Origin of the sequence: Rhodococcus olei, from assembly GCF_039540555.1 — a bacterium.
In the GTDB taxonomy this organism is placed as follows: domain Bacteria; phylum Actinomycetota; class Actinomycetes; order Mycobacteriales; family Mycobacteriaceae; genus Rhodococcus_G; species Rhodococcus_G olei.
Genome location: NZ_BAABFB010000044.1, coordinates 84,956 through 97,832, shown reverse-complemented (window position 1 = coordinate 97,832; position 12,877 = coordinate 84,956). Strand labels below are relative to the sequence as shown.

Below are 12,877 nucleotides of genomic sequence, written 5' to 3'. Positions count from 1 at the left end.
TCGGGACGCGGGACGCGCTACCGCGGGGTGAGGACGAACACCGGGATCTGCCGGTCCGTCTTCGTCTGGTAGTTCGCGTAGTCGGGGAAGGCCAGCACGGCCCGCTCCCACCACACCGCCTTGTCGTCGCCGGTCACCTCGCGGGCGGTCATGTCCTGCTTGACCGGGCCGTCCTGCAGCTCGACGTGCGGGTCGGCGATCACGTTGTGGTACCAGACCGGGTTCTTCGAGGCACCGCCGAGCGAGGCGACGATCGCGTACTGGCCGTCGTGCTCGACCCGCATCAGCGGAGTCTTGCGCAGCTTCCCCGACTTGGCTCCGCGCGTGGTCAGCACCACGACCGGCTTGCCGTTCAGGGTGACCCCCTCGGTCCCGCCGGACCGCTCGTACAGCTCGACCTGCTCGGCTGCCCACTGGCTCGGGCTGGGTTCGTACTCTCCGGAAAGTGGCATGACTCCAGTCAACACCGGCGCACCGACAGGCGCAGCACGGAGACGGATCTCACCTTCTCGAACAGGATTGTTCGGTGGACCGAAACCTTGGTCGCAGGTACCCTGAACTCATGACCACCGCCGGCCACCTGCACACGCGGCACACGCACGGCACCGTCGACATCGCCGGTACCGCGTGGCCCCTGTACAAGCTCGAGGCCCTCGTCGTCGGCCTGCTGGTCTTCCTCACCCTGCTGATCGTCACCCAGACGCTGCAGCCCGCCGTGCTCGCGGCCGCCGCCGCCACCGTGATCGTGTGGTGGGCGCGCAGGCTGCACTGGAACACCACCCGCTGAGGCGGGGCACTCAGACCCCGCGCCCGGGCGGACCGGGCGGCGTTCGGGCGCCCAGGGCGCCGAATCCGGAGCTGGGACACCCTCGCCGGTCGTAGGCTGGTCGACGGGGCACACTCACCTCGGGAGCCTGCGATGTCCACTCCGAACGACTCGACTCCGAACGACTCGACGACCGTCCCACCCGGCGGGCAACCCGCCGCCGGACAGCCCGCCGCGTATCCGCCACGACCGCCGACCAACATCGGCTGGGCCGTCGCCTCACTGCTGTTCTTCTGGCCACTGGCGTTCGCCGCGTTCACCCACGCCCTGGACGTCTACCCCCGCTGGGCGAGCGGCGACCCCGCCGGCGCGCAGGAGGCGTCCGAGCGGGCCCGCCGACTCGGGCAGATCTCGCTGTGGCTGTTCGGTGGCCTGCTGCTGTTGTTCCTGATCGTGTACGCCGTGGTCGCCGCCGTGGTCATCACCAACGGCGGCGGCTACGACGCAGGCTGGCATCACCCGCACATGCGGTGACCAGCCGGACCGCTACCCGCTCAGGCAGCTCGGCCCGAGCAGGGCCTTCAGGTCACCCATCAACGCCGACGACGGCTCCACCCGCAGGCTGTCGTCGAGCTTGAGCATCGTGATCCGCTCGCCGCTGATCAGACGCAGGTGCACGTCCGACGTGCCGGGGTGCCGGGTGAGCACCTGCTTGAGCGCCCCGACCTTGTCCGGGGTGCACATCCGCGTCGGCAGGCTCACCGCGATCGGTTTGGCCACGCCGATCGCCGACAGGTCCGGCACCGCGAGGTCGTTCGCGATGATCGAGACCCGCTCGTCGCGGACGTTGACCCGGCCCTTGACCAGGACCACCGAGTCCTCGGCGATGTCCATCCCGTACACCGAGTAGGCCTGCGGGAAGAAGATCACCTCCACCGAGGCGCCCCCGACACCTTCGAGTTCGGTTGCCGCCCAAGTCAATCCGTTCTTGTTGATCCGCCGCGTGACCGACGCGAGGATGCCGCCGACGGTGACCTGCGCGCCGTCGCCGGCCTCACCCTCGAGGATCGCCGCGATCTGCGTGTCGGTCTGCGCGGCGATCACGTGCTCGACCCCGTCCAGCGGGTGCCCCGACACGTACAGGCCGAGCATCTCCCGTTCCAGGGCGAGCCGGTGCTTGGTGTCCCACTCCTCGTCGGGCACCTTCACGTTGAACACCGACGTGATCGACTCGTCCGCGTCCGCACCGCCGAACAGGTCGAACTGGCCCGCCGCCTCCGCCTTCTTCGTGCCCATGACCGCGTCGATCGCGTCGGTGTGCACGAGGAACAGCCCCTTGCGCGGATGGTGCAGCGAGTCGAAGGCGCCGGCCTTGACCAGCGACTCGGTGACCTTCTTGCTGCACGCCTGGGCGTCGATCTTGTTCAGGTAGTCGGAGAAGTCGGTGTACTTCCCCTTCTCGGTGCGCGCCGAGATGATCGACTCGACCACGTTCGCGCCGACGTTGCGTACCGCGCCCATGCCGAACCGGATGTCCTCGCCGACCGACGCGAAGTTCACCACCGACTCGTTCACGTCCGGCGGCAGCACCGTGATCCCCATCGAGCGGCAGTCCGCCAGGTAGATCGCCGACTTGTCCTTGTCGTCGCCGACCGAGGTGAGCAGCGCGGCCATGTACTCGGCCGGGTAGTTCGCCTTGAAGTACGCGGTCCAGAACGACACCAGGCCGTAGCCGGCGGCGTGCGACTTGTTGAACGCGTAGCCGGCGAACGGGAGGACGGTGTCCCACAGGGCGGTGATCGCCGCCTGCGAGTACCCGTTCTCCTTCATGCCCGCCGCGAAGCCGTCGTAGGCCTCGTCGAGGATCTCCTTCTTCTTCTTGCCCATCGCGCGGCGCAGCAGGTCGGCCTGGCCGAGCGAGTACCCGGCCACCTTCTGCGCGATCTGCATGATCTGCTCCTGGTAGACGATCAGGCCGTACGTCTCGGCCAGGATGTCCTTCAGGGGTTCCTCGAGCTCCGGGTGGATCGGCTTGACCTCTTGCAGGCCGTTCTTGCGCTTGGCGTAGTCGGTGTGCGCGTTCACACCCATCGGACCCGGCCGGTACAGCGCCAGCACCGCGACGATGTCCTCGAAGCCGGTCGGCTTCATCAGCTTGAGCAGGCTGCGCATCGCGGTGCCGTCGAGCTGGAACACGCCGAGGGTGTCACCACGGGCCAGGAGTTCGTACGTCGCCGGGTCGTCCAGCGGCAGCGAGTCCAGATCCAGGTCGATGCCGCGGTTCGCCTTCAGGTTCTCGATCGCGTCGCCGAGCACCGTCAGGTTCCGCAGGCCGAGGAAGTCCATCTTCAACAGGCCGATGGCCTCACACGACGGGTAGTCCCAGCCGGTGATGATCGCGCCGTCCTGGGCGCGCTTCCACACCGGGATCGCGTCCGTGAGCGGCTCGCAGGACATGATCACCGCGCAGGCGTGCACGCCGGCGTTGCGGATCAGCCCCTCGAGGCCGAGCGCGGTGTCGTAGATCTTCTTGACGTCCGGGTTGGTGTCGATCAGCTGCCGGACCTCGACGGCCTCCTTGTACCGCTCGTGGTCGGGGTCGGTGATGCCCGACACCGAGATGTCCTTCGCCATGATCGGCGGCGGCAGCGCCTTCGTGATCTGGTCGGCGATCGCGAACCCGGGCTGCCCGAACTGGACGCGCGCCGAGTCCTTGATCGCGGCCTTCGTCTTGATGGTGCCGAACGTGATGACCTGCGCGACCTTGTCGCTGCCCCACTTCTCGGTGGCGTAGCGGACCATCTCGCCGCGGCGGCGATCGTCGAAGTCGATGTCGATGTCGGGCATCGACACGCGCTCGGGGTTGAGGAACCGCTCGAACAGCAGGCCGTGCGGGATCGGGTCGATGTTCGTGATGCCCATCGCGTACGCGACCAGCGACCCGGCCGCGGAGCCACGACCGGGACCGACCCGGATGCCGACGTCCTTGGCGTGGTTGATCAGGTCGCCGACCACGAGGAAGTACGCGGGGAAACCCATCTGGTTGATGACGCCGATCTCGTACTCGGCGCGGGTGACGTACTCGTCGGGCACCGGCCGGCCCGGGAACCGTGTCTCGCGCAGGCCGCGCATGACCTCGTGATGCAGGAACGTCTGCTGGGTGTGCCCTTCGGGGACCGGGAAGATCGGCATCCGGTCGCGGTGCGTCCACACGTCGTCGTAGGGCTGCACCCGATCGGCGATCAGCAGGCTGCTGTCGCAGGCGCCGGGGACCTCGGTGTCCCAGATCGCGCGCATCTCCTCGGCGGACTTGAGGTAGTAGCCGTCACCGTCGAACTTGAACCGTGTCGGATCGGACAGCGTCTTGCCGGTCTGGATGCACAGCAGCGCCTCGTGGTTCTCCGCGGCGTCCTTCGTGACGTAGTGGCAGTCGTTCGTCGCGAGCGGCGGGATGCCGAGCGTCTTGCCGATGTGCAGCAGCCCCTCGCGGACCCGCCGCTCGATGGACAGGCCGTGGTCCATCAGCTCGAGGAAGAAGTTGTCCTTGCCCCAGATCTCCTGCCACTTCGCGGCCGCCTCCAGGGCCTCGCGGTCGTGGCCGAGCCGCAGCCGGGTCTGGATCTCCCCCGACGGGCACCCGGTCGTCGCGATGATGCCCTCGTGATGCTCGGCGATGATCTCCTCGTCCATCCGGGCCCACTTGCCCAGCTGGCCCTCGATCGACGCCCGCGACGACAGTTTGAACAGGTTGCGCAGACCCGTCGCGTTCTCCGCGACCATCGTCATGTGCGTGTACGAACCGGAGCCGGACACGTCGTCCGACTTCTGGCTCGGATCGCCCCACAGCACCCGCTTGGTGTTGAACCGGGACTCCGGCGCGATGTACGCCTCGATGCCGATGATCGGCTTGATGCCCGCGGCCTTCGCCTTGTTGTAGAACTCGCTGGCGCCGTACATGTTTCCGTGGTCGGTCATCCCGACCGCGGTCATGCCCAGGCGCTGGGCCTCCTTGAACAGCGGTCCGACCTTCGCCGCGCCGTCGAGCATCGAGTACTCGGTGTGATTGTGAAGATGGACGAAGGAGTCAGCCACGCCCCGAGTGTAGGCGGTCGGGGGGACACGATTTCCCGGCACGCCGGGCCGGTTATCGCAGCGCCCCGGAGCCACCTGGGCAGACCGGACACCGACGTGACGGAGGAAACCCGGCGGACCGGATCCGCCCGCAGGGACGGCCGCGCGCCGACCGGCCTCGGAAGCCTGCCCGCGCTCGTCGTCAGCTGCTGCTGCCGAACGGTGCGGGGGCCGGGGCGACGGGATAGGCGGCGACCGCCATGATCACCGAGCCGTCACACGGGCCACCCGTGATGTCGGTGCGCCAGGAGCCGGTCAGCGTGCCGTCCGGTTGCGGGGTGTAGTACGCCACCGAGTGCGCGGGCGTCCAGACCTTGGGCACCCCCTCGCCCTGCCAGCAGTCCCACTGCCAGTCGTAGACGTGCACCCAGCTGGTCCCGTCCCAGGTGTACTTCGGCGGCAGCGGGAGGGTCGGGTTGGCCGGCGCCGGGCCGTCGACGACCGTGGCCACACAGGTCGCGTCGGAGGACGGGTCGGCGCACCTCGTCTCGAATCGGTACGTGTCGGCGAAATCGGGCTCCCACTGCCGGGCCGCCAGACTCGTCCCGGTCTTCGTCGCGGCGAACCGCTTCAGCGAGTAGTCACCGGACCAGGACGGTTGCGCCGCCCCCGCGGGGACCGCGGCGGCCACCGACAGGAGGGCACCCAGTGCGGCTACCAGCAGTCCCGTGCGCATTCGTGAATTGAATCACGTCGACAGTCCGAGCGCGGGGCGATCGCCCACCTGCCGTCGCGACCTCCGGACCCGGCGCACCGCGTCCACCGTGAACACCACCAGCGCCAGCCAGATCAGCACGAAACCGGCCCATCGGGACCCCGGCATGTCCTCGTGCAGCACCGCAACGCCCCACGTCATCTGCAGGGCCGGATTCAGGTACTGGATGATGCCGAGCGTGACGAGCGGCACCCGCTGCGCGGCCGCCCCGAACAGCAGCAACGGCACCGCCGTCACCGCGCCCGCCGACATCAGCAGGAGCGTGTGAACGATCCCGTGGCCGACGAACGTGCTCGCGCCCGACGCCGCGAGCCACGCCAGGTACCCGAGCGCGAACGGCGCCGTCACGATGCCCTCGGCGGTCAGGCTCGTCACCGGGTCGAGCGGAATGGTCTTCTTGATCAGTCCGTAGCCGCCGAAACTGAGCGCGAGCACCAACGCGATCCACGGCGGGCGGCCGTAGTCGACCGTCAGGACGACGACCGCGAGCGCACCGAAACCGAGCGCGACCGCCTGCCAGCGGTTGATCCGTTCCCGCAGGACGACCATGCCGAGCAGCACACTGACCAGCGGGTTCACGAAGTATCCGAGGGCGGCCTCCACGACCCGGCCGGACGTGACGCCGTAGATGTAGACGCCCCAGTTCACCGAGATCGCGGCCGCGGCGGCGACCACCATCAGCGCCGCCCGCAGTGTCAGCGTGCGCAGCCGCGAGAGCCGGCCGACCACCGCGGCGACGCCGAGCATCACGACCAGCGTCCACAGCATCCGCTGCGCGAGGATCTCGACCGGCCCGGCGGGGGCGAGCAACCCGAAGAAGATCGGGAACATCCCCCACAACGCGTAGGCCCCGACGGCGGCGGCGACCCCGACGTCGCGGTCGCTGCGCCCCACCCCGGCGGCCGCCTCGCTCACCGCTCCGGCACCTCCCCGTCGTCGGGTCCGGGAGTCACCGCGAGGGTCTGCTCCGGCAGCAGCGGCCGGACCGCGAACCGGCCGAAGACGGCGTCCGCGGGCAGCGCCTCGACCGCGCGGACACCCGGCACCGCCGCGACCGCGGCGAGGTCGCGCTGCGACGCCCGGATCGTCGCCGCGAGGGCGCACGCACAGTTCTCGCCGAGCCGGGCGGCCGACACCGCGTCGATGCGGCCCTGCCGGTCCCACTCGCCGGTGGTGCCGTACAACTGCGCCGCGGCATAGCCGGGCGCGCGGGCGATCGACTCTGCGCCCGCGACCCCGACCGCGACGATCGGCGTCTGCACCCGGTCGATCGGCACCCGGAACCAGAGCTGTGAGATCGCGGCGTCGTCCGTCCCGGCGGCGCCGACCAGGCTCGCGGCCTGTGTCGCCGTCACCTCGGTGGTGAACGTCACCAGAGCCCACCGGGGGTCGGTCCCGGTGGGGTCGACGCTCGCCGACGCGCGCGCCAGGTAGTCGGCGACGAGTTCGCCGGAGTCGGGGCCGAGCCGGTCGGTCGCGATCGGGGCCTGCCGCGGCGGATTAGCCGCCCCCAACACCAGCACCACCGCAACCAGTCCCGCCGCGCACACCGCGGCGACCGCGGCGGCGATCCGGTCAGACACTCCGCAGGACATCCAGGGCGTGCTGCAGATCCTTCGGGTACTCGCTCGTGATCTCGATCCACCGGCCGTCCGCCGGGTGCGCGAACCCGAGCGACCGCGCGTGCAGCCACTGCCGCTCGAGCCCGAGCCGCTCCGCCAGCCTCGGGTCGGCGCCGTACGTCAGGTCGCCGCAGCACGGGTGCCGCAGCGCGGAGAAGTGCACCCGGATCTGGTGGGTACGACCCGTCTCGAGGTGGATGTCGAGCAGGCTCGCCGCCTGGAAGGCCTCGACGGTGTCGTAGTGGGTGATCGACGGCTTGCCGTCGGCGGTGACCGCGAACTTCCAGTCACTGCTGCGGTGCCTGCCGATCGGGGCGTCGATGGTGCCGCTCGACGGGTCCGGGTGGCCCTGCACCAGCGCGTGGTAGCGCTTGTCGATCGTGCGCTGCTTGAACGCCCGCTTGAGCACCGTGTACGCGCGCTCCGACGTCGCGACGACCATGACACCGGACGTGCCGACGTCGAGCCGGTGCACGATGCCCTGCCGCTCGTGCGCGCCGGACGTGGAGATCCGGAACCCGGCCGCGGCGAGGCCGCCGACGACGGTCGGGCCGGTCCAGCCGACGCTGGCGTGCGCGGCGACCCCGACCGGCTTGTCGACGGCGACGATGTCGTCGTCGGAGTACAGGATGTCCATGCCCTCGACCGGCTGCGCCTCGACCGTCAGCGGGCGGGCCGGTTCCGGCAGCGTCACCTCCAGCCACGCGCCCGACGGCAGCCGGTCCGACTTGCCGACGGCACTGCCGTCGACCAGCACGGACCCCTCGTCGGTCAGCGTCGCCACCGTCGTCCGGGACAGTCCGAGCAGCCGCGCCAGCCCCGCGTCCACCCGCATGCCCTCCAGGCCGTCCGGTACCGGCATGGAACGGGTCTCGCGCATCAGGACTCCTTCTCGGTCGGCTGGTCGGTGGTGGCGGCGGCGCCTTCGTCGCCGTGCCCGCGGGTTCCGTCCGGGTTGATTCCGAACAGGGTGAGCGCCACCAGCAGGATCGCGCCGCACACGATCCCGGAGTCGGCGACGTTGAACACCGGCCACCACCCGACCGACACGAAGTCGACGACGTGGCCCTGCAGCGGGCCGGGTGCCCGGAAGAGCCGGTCGATCAGGTTGCCGAGCGCGCCGCCCAGAACCAGGCCCAGGCCCAGCGCCCACCACGCCGAACGCAACGTCCGGCCGATCTTGATCACCCCGACGACCACCGCGATCGCGACGAGGGTCAGCAGCCACGTCATGCCGGTGGCCATCGAGAAGGCCGCGCCGGGATTGCGGATCAATTTCAGGGTGACGACGTCCCCGATGACCCGGACCGGCCGGAACGGATCCAGGTAGTGCACCACCGCGATCTTGGTGACCAGGTCGAGGATCAGGACCGCCGCGGCGACGAGGATCAGCATCGGCATCCGCAGCGGCGCCCGTCCGGCGTCGCTGTTCGGCCGCGCTCCCGGCGCCGGTCCCGCGGGTGTCTCCGGCGTGGGGTCCACCCCTTTCTCCGCTTCACTCACCCCGCCATCATCCCTCACGGCGCGATCGCGAGCGGCAGCCACCCGAGCCCTGGCTAACCTGGTCGGGTGTCTGTGTTCCCGAAACGGACCGCGCAGGTCGTCGCGGCCCTCGCCGTCGTCACTCTCGCCGCCGCGTGCGGCAGCGACGACGGCACCTCCGCCCCCTCGTCCGCCGACGTGACCGCGGGCGAGACCACCGTCCCCGTCTCCGCGGTCACCACGACCGTCGTCGACGCCGGCGCCGAGCCCCGGTCGCCGATCCGATTCGCCCTCGACGCCGCGGCGCCGCAGAACGTGCTGATGACCACGCGGTCGGAGATCTACCAGCAGATCGGCGACCAGCCGCAACAGGACCTGTCGACCCCGGCGCTGACGATGCCGCTGACCGCCACCGTCGCCGGTGCGGCCGACCCCGCGTACTCCGTCGGCCTGATCCTCGGCCCCGTCACCTCCCCCGACCGGCGCCTCACCGACGCGCTGACGGCGTCGCAGGGATCGAAGGCCGGGTTGTCGATGCAGCCGACCGGGGCGGTCACGGCGCTGCGGATCACGCCGCCGCCCAGCTCGCCCGACATCGCCCGCTCGGCGATCGAGCAGGCGTTCTACCAGGCCGTCTACCGTGCGGTCGTGTTCCCGGACACCCCGATCGGGGCCGGTGCGGTGTGGACGATGCGACAGCAGGTGATGAGCGGCATGTCGCTGAGCCAGGTCACCACCGCGACCCTGCGCGAACGCGACGGCGACCGGCTGACCGTCGACGTCTCGGTCACCCAGACCCCCGACGCGCCGGTGTGGACCCTGCCCGGTGGCGCGGGCACCCTCGACATCGACACGTTCGTGATGACGGGCACCGGAACCCTGGTCGTCGACCTCGGGGCGCCACTGCCCGTCGACGGGACCGTCACGGTCGCCGGCGAACAGGTCTACTCCGACCCCGGCAACACCACCCGGCTGCGGCAGACCACCACCAACAGCGTCAGGTGGTCGCAGCCGTGAGGGCCGCGTTCGCGCTGACCGCGCTCGCGCTCGCGCCCGCGCTGGTGGCGTGCGGCACCGGCGGCGGTGACACCGCCGCCGCCGACGCGACGCTGCCGCCGGTCACGACCGCGACGGCCCCCACCCCGGCCGGGGCGCCGGCGGTGCCGGACCAGACCCGACTGCGGGCGGCGCTGCTCGGGGTGGGTGACCTGCCCGCCGGGTTCGCCTCGATCCCCGACCCGGAGCAGGACCTCGGCCTGCCCGCCACGACCGAGAGTGCCCAGCCGGACCGCGCGTCGACCGACCCGAAGGCGTGCGCCGCGGTGCTGGCCGAACTCGCCGACCAGGTGCCCGGCGCCACGGCCCGCGGGGTCGCCCGCTTCACCGGCCCGGCCTTCACCAGCATCGACACCGATGCCGCCGCCTACCCCGACGCCGGCGCGGCGTTCGCGTTCACGACGGTGCAGCGAACCCTCGCCGCGTGCGACCGCTACACGGGCACCGACGCGGACGGCGTGGCCGTGCAGTACCGGCTCGGCGGACTCGACCAGCCGACCGTCGGCGACGCGTCGGTCGCGGTCCGGCTGCAGACCACCAGCGACGGCGTCACGATGGTCTCGGATGCCGTGATCGCGGTCACCGGGGGCGTGATCGTCCAGGTGGTCGCGTCCGGGCAGCAGCCGATCGACCCGGCCGTGCTCGCCGGACTCGCCCGGACCGCCGTCGAGAAGCAGCGGCACACCGCCGACTGACGGCCCGCCGAAACGCCGGATGCCGGCACCCCGTCGGGGTGCCGGCATCCGGACGGGCGCGCGTCAGGCGCAGGCCGGGGAGGTCAGGTTCGCCAGCTTGACGATGTTGCAGGCGTACTCCTTCGACAGCACCCAGCGGCCGTTCTCGACGACGAACGTCGCGGTGCCCGGGTTCACCTGGCCGCCGATCTCCATGTTCACGGTCGCGGTCAGCGTGCCGTCACCGTTGTCGAGGATCGGGTCGACGACCGTGACGGTCGCGTTGTTCGCCTTCGCGGCGGCGGCGACCTGGTCGAACAGACCCGGATCCGACTCGCCGTCCTGCACCAGGAGGACCTTCTCCGTGGTCGGGGTGGCCGGGTCGAGACCCTTGACGAGCATCGCGTTGAGCTCGGCGGCCGTCGGCACCGGCGGGGCGTCGATCGCCACGGCGGTGGTGGTGGGCGCCTTCTTGGTCGTGGTCGCGGGCTCGCCGTCGCTGGAGCTGCAGGCGCCGAGGGTCAGCGCGGCCGCGACCGCGACACCGGCGACGAGGGTCTTGCGGAGCATCAATGTGTGTCCTTCTCTTCGATGGAACGTTTCCGGGCACGAATGTTCTGTGTGTCCTGGGGTCGCGGCGGCGAGTCCGGCCGGATCGCCCCGCGAGCACGTGTCACCTTAGTGAACACGACGAAAATAAGGGCTTCCTTAACAAAGACTGGCCGCGGGGTCGGCCGTCTCGAGGTCCTCGTCGGAATCCGGGAACGTCCGCGCCGATCCGGGACCGGTCGACCGGGTTTCGAACCGCACCGTGACCACGCCGTGCCCGCACCCCTGTACCCAGCCGTGACCGTGCTCGGGGTGCCGCACGTCCTGCCCGGGGCGCCAGCGCGATGCGCCGCCGGCCGGTGTCGAGCGCGCCGGCCCGGGAATCGGCGATGTGTCCGGATTCACACCCTCCGGCGCTGGTTCGCCTCGGTCGAGGTCCGGAAACAGGGACCCCTGTGCGGTCTCCGTCAGCCCGCCGAGCGACACCCCGACGAGACGGATCGCGCCGAGCTCGCGCGGGTCGATCAGCTGACGCTGCGCGGTCGCGACCAGGGTCTCCCGGTCGGTCGTCGCGTACGGCAGCGTCGCCGACCGCGTCACGATCGTCATGTCCGTCTTCTTCAGTTTCAGCACGACCGTCCGCGCGGCGCGGCCGTCCCGCTCCAGACGCGCGTGCGCACTCGCGCCGGCCTGCGCGACGGCGGCGCGCAGCTGGTCGAGGGTGACCAGGTCCTCGGCGAACGTGGTCTCGGCGCTGACCTGCTTGGCGTCGGCCCGCTCGGCGACCGGGCGGTCGTCGATGCCCCGCGCGAGCCGGTGCAGCCCGGGCCCGATCGTCGCCCCGAGCAGCGTGACGACCTCGGTCTCGCTGGTCGCGGCGAACTGGCCGATGGTCTCGATGCCGAGCCGCCGCAGCCGGGCCTCGGCGACCGGGCCGATCCCCCACAGCTTGCGCACCGGCAGCGCCTCGAACAGCCCGCGCTGCTCGTCCGCGGTCACGACCCGGACCCCGTCCGGCTTCGCGAGACCGGACGCGATCTTCGCGATCTGCTTGCCGGACCCGGCACCGATCGAGGCCACCAGCCCGGTGCGCTCCCGGATCAGCGATCGCAGCTCCTCGGCGAAGGCCAGCACCCGGTCCGGGTCCGCGCCGACGAGTTCGCCGGGCTCGGCGAACGCCTCGTCCAGCGACAGCATCTCCAGCACCGGGACGCGGGTCCGCAGGGTGTCGAACACGGTCTTGCTGACCGACGAGTACAGCCCGCCGCGCGGCGGCAGCACCACCGCGCCGAGCCCGACGAGCCGGCGCGCCTGGTGCATCGGCATCGCCGACCGCGCCCCGAACACGCGGGCCTCGTAGCTGGCCCCCGCGACCACGCCGCGACCCCCCAGGCCTCCGACGAGCACCGGCCGACCCCGCAGGGTCGGCCGGGTGAGCTGCTCGACCGAGGCGAAGAACGCGTCCATGTCCAGGTGCAGCACCCACCGGCGTGAGGTGGGCGGTCGGGTCATCTCGGTGTCGGATTCTTCCCGGGTCTCGGCTTCTTCGGTTTCGGCGCGGGCAGCGCGTCGGCCGTCCGCCGGACGAACTCGTGCAGCCAGTCGACGTCCGCCAGCCGATCCTCGGGGACGGCGACATGATCCTTCGCACCCGGATACGGCGGCGCGAACGCCTCCGGACCGAGGTCGACGGCCACGTCGGTCGGCTTCACGAGGACCGTGTCGTCGCAGATCAGCCCGACGAGCTTCGCGTCGCAGTACAGGCCGTACTCGCCGAACATCGCACGGGCGCGCACGTCCAGGGGTTCGAGCTGCCCCAGGACGTACGCGACCGTCTCCTTGCTGGTGCTCATGGCGGCAACCTACGCCGCCGCACCGACAC

The 12,877-nt window shown here is 71.0% G+C and carries 14 protein-coding genes; 4 read left to right on the top strand and 10 right to left on the bottom strand.

Annotation, left to right across the window (positions count from 1 at the left end):
- Nucleotides 1-17: 17 nt before the first annotated feature.
- Nucleotides 18-452: a nitroreductase family deazaflavin-dependent oxidoreductase gene (locus tag ABD951_RS13715; RefSeq protein ID WP_345345648.1), complete on the bottom strand. Its 435-nt coding sequence runs from the start codon at nt 450-452 to the stop codon at nt 18-20.
- A 110-nt stretch (nt 453-562) separates the two neighbouring features.
- On the opposite strand from ABD951_RS13715, the gene ABD951_RS13710 reads away from it, so the two are divergent.
- Nucleotides 563-787 carry a hypothetical protein gene (locus ABD951_RS13710; protein ID WP_345345646.1) on the top strand — a complete coding sequence of 75 codons (225 nt, stop codon included), beginning with the start codon at nt 563-565 and terminating at the stop codon, nt 785-787.
- Nucleotides 788-919: 132 nt separating this feature from the next.
- Nucleotides 920-1,300, top strand: coding sequence for a CD225/dispanin family protein (locus ABD951_RS13705; protein ID WP_345345644.1), 381 nt, complete (start codon nt 920-922; stop codon nt 1,298-1,300).
- A gap of 12 nt (nt 1,301-1,312) precedes the next feature.
- On the opposite strand, the gene dnaE is transcribed toward ABD951_RS13705, so the two are convergent.
- The 6 genes from dnaE to lspA form a co-directional block, all read right to left on the bottom strand.
- Entirely contained in the window at nt 1,313-4,858 is a 3,546-nt protein-coding gene (gene dnaE, locus ABD951_RS13700) for a DNA polymerase III subunit alpha (protein WP_345345642.1), read from the bottom strand.
- A gap of 181 nt (nt 4,859-5,039) precedes the next feature.
- Nucleotides 5,040-5,573: an Rv2253 family sensor-like surface protein gene (locus tag ABD951_RS13695; RefSeq protein WP_345345640.1), complete on the bottom strand. Its 534-nt coding sequence runs from the start codon at nt 5,571-5,573 to the stop codon at nt 5,040-5,042.
- A gap of 12 nt (nt 5,574-5,585) precedes the next feature.
- Nucleotides 5,586-6,527 carry an EamA family transporter RarD gene (gene rarD, locus ABD951_RS13690; RefSeq protein ID WP_345345638.1) on the bottom strand — a complete coding sequence of 314 codons (942 nt, stop codon included), beginning with the start codon at nt 6,525-6,527 and terminating at the stop codon, nt 5,586-5,588.
- A complete protein-coding gene (locus ABD951_RS13685; protein WP_345345636.1) occupies nt 6,524-7,195 on the bottom strand; it encodes a hypothetical protein in 672 nt (223 codons plus the stop codon). The genes rarD and ABD951_RS13685 overlap by 4 nt, the downstream gene beginning before the upstream one ends.
- A complete protein-coding gene (locus tag ABD951_RS13680) occupies nt 7,188-8,114 on the bottom strand; it encodes an RluA family pseudouridine synthase (protein WP_345345634.1) in 927 nt (308 codons plus the stop codon). Before ABD951_RS13680 ends, ABD951_RS13685 begins: the two co-directional genes overlap by 8 nt.
- Entirely contained in the window at nt 8,114-8,716 is a 603-nt protein-coding gene (lspA, locus tag ABD951_RS13675) for a signal peptidase II (RefSeq protein ID WP_425569851.1), read from the bottom strand. Before lspA ends, ABD951_RS13680 begins: the two co-directional genes overlap by 1 nt.
- Before the next feature lie 93 nt (nt 8,717-8,809).
- Here lspA and ABD951_RS13670 point away from each other — a divergent pair, with 93 nt between their 5' ends.
- Complete coding sequence (locus tag ABD951_RS13670; RefSeq protein ID WP_345345954.1) at nt 8,810-9,733, top strand: hypothetical protein; 924 nt, start codon at nt 8,810-8,812, stop codon at nt 9,731-9,733.
- Nucleotides 9,730-10,467 (top strand): sensor domain-containing protein, encoded by a 738-nt coding sequence (locus ABD951_RS13665; protein WP_345345632.1) that lies wholly within the window; start codon nt 9,730-9,732, stop codon nt 10,465-10,467. The genes ABD951_RS13670 and ABD951_RS13665 overlap by 4 nt, the downstream gene beginning before the upstream one ends.
- 63 nt (nt 10,468-10,530) lie before the next feature.
- On the opposite strand, the gene ABD951_RS13660 is transcribed toward ABD951_RS13665, so the two are convergent.
- The 3 genes from ABD951_RS13660 to ABD951_RS13650 form a co-directional block, all read right to left on the bottom strand.
- Nucleotides 10,531-11,016 (bottom strand): WKL family lipoprotein, encoded by a 486-nt coding sequence (locus ABD951_RS13660; RefSeq protein WP_345345630.1) that lies wholly within the window; start codon nt 11,014-11,016, stop codon nt 10,531-10,533.
- Between the two features lie 138 nt (nt 11,017-11,154).
- Entirely contained in the window at nt 11,155-12,507 is a 1,353-nt protein-coding gene (locus ABD951_RS13655) for a DNA polymerase IV (RefSeq protein ID WP_345345628.1), read from the bottom strand.
- Nucleotides 12,504-12,848 (bottom strand): TfoX/Sxy family protein, encoded by a 345-nt coding sequence (locus ABD951_RS13650; protein ID WP_345345626.1) that lies wholly within the window; start codon nt 12,846-12,848, stop codon nt 12,504-12,506. Before ABD951_RS13650 ends, ABD951_RS13655 begins: the two co-directional genes overlap by 4 nt.
- Nucleotides 12,849-12,877 lie beyond the last annotated feature (29 nt).

Coding starts and splice junctions, on each gene's coding strand:
- ABD951_RS13710 (WP_345345646.1), top strand. CDS start 563: ATGACCACCGCCGGCCACCTGCACACGCGGCACACGCACGGCACCGTC.
- ABD951_RS13650 (WP_345345626.1), bottom strand. CDS start 12,848: ATGAGCACCAGCAAGGAGACGGTCGCGTACGTCCTGGGGCAGCTCGAA.
- ABD951_RS13655 (WP_345345628.1), bottom strand. CDS start 12,507: ATGACCCGACCGCCCACCTCACGCCGGTGGGTGCTGCACCTGGACATG.
- ABD951_RS13680 (WP_345345634.1), bottom strand. CDS start 8,114: ATGCGCGAGACCCGTTCCATGCCGGTACCGGACGGCCTGGAGGGCATG.
- ABD951_RS13660 (WP_345345630.1), bottom strand. CDS start 11,016: ATGCTCCGCAAGACCCTCGTCGCCGGTGTCGCGGTCGCGGCCGCGCTG.
- ABD951_RS13715 (WP_345345648.1), bottom strand. CDS start 452: ATGCCACTTTCCGGAGAGTACGAACCCAGCCCGAGCCAGTGGGCAGCC.
- ABD951_RS13705 (WP_345345644.1), top strand. CDS start 920: ATGTCCACTCCGAACGACTCGACTCCGAACGACTCGACGACCGTCCCA.
- ABD951_RS13695 (WP_345345640.1), bottom strand. CDS start 5,573: ATGCGCACGGGACTGCTGGTAGCCGCACTGGGTGCCCTCCTGTCGGTG.